General features: G+C 53.6%; 2 rRNA genes. Both read right to left on the bottom strand.

The features are described 5' to 3' along the window. Positions 1-10 precede the first annotated feature (10 nt). Positions 11-129 (bottom strand): 5S ribosomal RNA (gene rrf / locus JTF07_RS20185). Positions 130-291: 162 nt separating this feature from the next. Next, positions 292-3,405: ribosomal RNA gene (locus JTF07_RS20190) — 23S ribosomal RNA — on the bottom strand. Positions 3,406-3,501: the final 96 nt, after the last annotated feature.

The raw sequence follows: 3,501 nt of genomic DNA on the forward strand, positions 1-3,501 counted from the left end.
TCAAAAAATATTGCGGCAGTCACTTACTCTCCCACAACCACCAAGTTGCAGTACCATCAGCGCGAATGGGCTTAGCTACCGGGATCGGAACGGTTAACCGGGCGTTTCCCCACCACTATCACCACCGCAAAACCAACAAACCACCAACCACCCCAAGAACTCACAGTCCTCTAAGAGCGGAGTAGCGGTCCAAGAACCGTACAGCGAACGCGAACACCACACATAACGTGACTCGTTACAATCTTATGAAACCCATAAACGTTACTCGCACACACCAACCAACAAAAAAGGTTGTATGAGTGATCGGCGTATTAGTACCAGTCAACTCCACACCTCACAGTGCTTCCATACCCGGCCTATCAAACCCATAATCTATAGGACACCTCACCCCCAACAAGTGGGGTTGGAAATCTCATCTCGAAGCAGGCTTCCCGCTTAGATGCTTTCAGCGGTTATCCTTCCCGAACGTAGCCAACCAGCCATGCACCTGGCGGTACAACTGGCACACCAGAGGTTCGTCCGTCCCGGTCCTCTCGTACTAAGGACAGGCCTCCACAAATTTCCTACGCACGCAGCGGATAGGGACCGAACTGTCTCACGACGTTCTAAACCCAGCTCGCGTACCGCTTTAATGGGCGAACAGCCCAACCCTTGGGACCGACTACAGCCCCAGGATGCGACGAGCCGACATCGAGGTGCCAAACCATGCCGTCGATATGGACTCTTGGGCAAGATCAGCCTGTTATCCCCGAGGTACCTTTTATCCGTTGAGCGACCACGCTTCCACAAGCCATGGCCGGGTCACTAGTCCCAGCTTTCGCTCCTGCTCGACACGTCCGTCTCACAGTCAAGCTCCCTTGTGCACTTACACTCGACACCTGATTGCCAACCAGGCTGAGGGAACCTTTGGGCGCCTCCGTTACTCTTTAGGAGGCAACCGCCCCAGTTAAACTACCCATCAGGCACTGTCCCTGAACCCGATCAGGGTCCGAAGTTAAGAAATCCAGTATAGTCAGAGTGGTATTTCACTTGACGACTCCACCCCAACTAGCGTTGAAGTATCACAGTCTCCCACCTATCCTACACAAACCACACCGAATCCCAATACCAAACTATAGTGAAGGTCTCGGGGTCTTTCCGTCCTGCTGCGCGTAACGAGCATCTTTACTCGTAATGCAATTTCGCCGAGTTCGTGGTTGAGACAGCAGAGAAGTCGTTACGCCATTCGTGCAGGTCGGAACTTACCCGACAAGGAATTTCGCTACCTTAGGATGGTTATAGTTACCACCGCCGTTTACTGGGGCTTAAATTCTCCGCTTCACCCTTACGGGTTAACGAGTCCTCTTAACCTTCCAGCACCGGGCAGGCGTCAGTCCGTATACATCGACTTACATCTTCGCACGGACCTGTGTTTTTAATAAACAGTCGCTTCTCTCTGGCCTCTGCGACCACCACCAGCACATCACCAAGCAAGTTGGCTTCACCAGGATGGTCCCCCTTCTCCCGAAGTTACGGGGGCATTTTGCCGAGTTCCTTAACCACGATTCTCTCGATCACCTTAGTATTCTCTACCTGACCACCTGTGTCGGTTATAGGGTACGGGCAACACACAACCTCACGCCGATGCTTTTCTCGGCAGCATAGGATCACCAGATCACCCCACCAAAATGGGGCGCCCATCAGCTCTCACACTATGAGTGGGGACGGATTTACCTACCCCCACGTGCTACGACCTTAGACCACGACTACCATCGCGTGGCCTGGCTACCTTCCTGCGTCACACCTCGCGCTTACCGACTCCACACTCAGGTCCCACACCACACACCAACCAGACATCCGAAGACATCACGGGTGAGCGACGTGGTTAGTATCGTGTGTTTTGGTATTGACGGTTGAGCGTCGGTACCAGAATATCAACTGGTTGTCCATCGACTACGCCTGTCGGCCTCGCCTTAGGTCCCGACTTACCCAGGGCGGATTAGCCTAGCCCTGGAACCCTTGGTCATCCGGTGGACGGGTTTCTCACCCGTCTTTCGCTACTCATGCCTGCATTCTCACTCGTACCGGCTCCACCACTCGTTCACACGGCGACTTCACTGCCAGCACGACGCTCCCCTACCCAACACCCCACCATTACGGCTTATTGGGATGCTGCCACAACTTCGGCGGTGTACTTAGCCCCGCTACATTATCGGCGCTCAATCACTTGACCAGTGAGCTATTACGCACTCTTTCAAGGATGGCTGCTTCTAAGCCAACCTCCTGGTTGTCTTCGCAACTGAACATCCTTTCCCACTTAGCACACGCTTAGGGGCCTTAGTTGATGGTCTGGGCTGTTTCCCTCTCGACAATGAAGCTTATCCCCCACTGTCTCACTGCCACGCTGAACCTTACCGGCATTCGGAGTTTAGTTGACGTCAGTAACCCGGTGGGGCCCATCAGCCATCCAGTAGCTCTACCTCCGGCAAGAACCACGCAACGCTGCACCTAAATGCATTTCGGGGAGAACCAGCTATCACAGAGTTTGATTGGCCTTTCACCCCTAACCACAGGTCATCCCCTCCATTTTCAACTGAAGTGGGTGCGGGCCTCCACGCGCTCTTACACACGCTTCACCCTGCCCATGGCTAGATCACTCCGCTTCGGGTCTAGGACACGCGACTCAAACGCCCTATTCGGACTCGCTTTCGCTACGACTACCCCTCTCGGGTTAACCTCGCCACGCACCGCTAACTCGCAGGCTCATTCTTCAAAAGGCACGCCATCACCCCAACAAGGAGGCTCTGACGGATTGTAAGCACATGGTTTCAGGTACTATTTCACTCCCCTCCCGGGGTACTTTTCACCATTCCCTCACGGTACTATCCGCTATCGGTCATCAGGAAGTATTTAGCCTTACCAGGTGGTCCTGGCAGATTCACACGACATTCCACGAGTACCGTGCTACTCGGGGACATGCATAACGTCGGGGTCACATGTTTCGTCTACGGGACTCTCACCCACTGCGGTACTGTTTCCCACCAGCTTCGACTACACGCAACACACATCAACGTTCCGGTCATGCTGGACCGAACACGCATACCCCACAACACCGAGTCAGCAACACCAGCACGCTTGACACTGACACGGTTTAGGCTCATCCAGTTTCGCTCGCCACTACTCCCGGAATCATATTTTATTTTCTCTTCCTACGGGTACTGAGATGTTTCACTTCCCCGCGTTCCCTCCACACACCCTATATATTCAGATGCGGGTCACCACACTCTCATATGGCGGGGTTTCCCCATTCGGACACCCTCGGATCACAGCCCGTTTATCGGCTCCCCGAGGCTTATCGCAGATTTCCACGTCCTTCATCGGCTCCTGATGCCAAGGCATCCACCATGCGCTCTTACACACTCATACCAACAACATTTCTGTCAGTCGATACTTGTATGCGCGAAAAAAACACTTTCGGATTTCACAAGAAAAATCACATTACATAACAACACACCACTGGTG

The organism is Brevibacterium sp. RIT 803 (assembly GCF_016892625.1).
Classification (GTDB): Bacteria; Actinomycetota; Actinomycetes; order Actinomycetales; family Brevibacteriaceae; genus Brevibacterium.